General features: G+C 46.2%; 1 protein-coding gene. It reads right to left on the minus strand.

Going from position 1 to position 509, the window contains the following annotated elements:
• Positions 1 to 18: 18 nt before the first annotated feature.
• The gene (locus ACTHUR_RS18595; protein WP_036493141.1) at positions 19 to 447 is read right to left on the minus strand and encodes a DUF4149 domain-containing protein; all 429 of its coding nucleotides are present in this window, start codon (positions 445 to 447) and stop codon (positions 19 to 21) included.
• Positions 448 to 509 lie beyond the last annotated feature (62 nt).

Consider the following 509-nt stretch of genomic DNA (forward strand, 5'->3'; position numbering starts at 1 on the left):
GCCTTTTATTAAAACAGTTTAGTTTGGTCCGGGCCATTTCCATACGCACATAGCTGCCAGTATCGTACAGATTAAAAAAATAATACTGGATAAGCCATGCCAAATGCCGAATGTTCCGCCTACTAGGGATAAGAGCCAGTTATCCAGTCCGTACTTGTGCGCCTCGATAACCGGCGTAACCAAAAGATGATTACAGGCTAAGAGTAGCCAAAGTACCAAAACCCACCAAGAGAGGGAGGCAAGTTGCCGTCTGAAAAAGGCATAGGCTGCGCCAAAAATAACTAAGCCGCATATTGCGGTAATGGCAAACAAAATGCCGGCGATTTCTCCTGCCAGCATCTTAGGCAGGAGATGGAATAGTATGGGGGCGACAATGTAGCCGGCTGTCAGTTGCATGCCTAGCCAAATGGCAGCAGCGGTTTGAGTAATTTTGTAGGGTAGGCTCATCTGGTTTCTCTTTGGGAAATTCTGTTTTAGTTGTGATGGTGTAACAAAAGGCCGTCTGAAAA

This window comes from Neisseria sp. P0021.S007 (assembly GCF_051956855.1).

What these genes read in the sequence shown, in the direction of transcription:
- ACTHUR_RS18595 (WP_036493141.1), bottom strand. Translation starts at nt 447, where the DNA reads ATGAGCCTACCCTACAAAATTACTCAAACCGCTGCTGCCATTTGGCTA.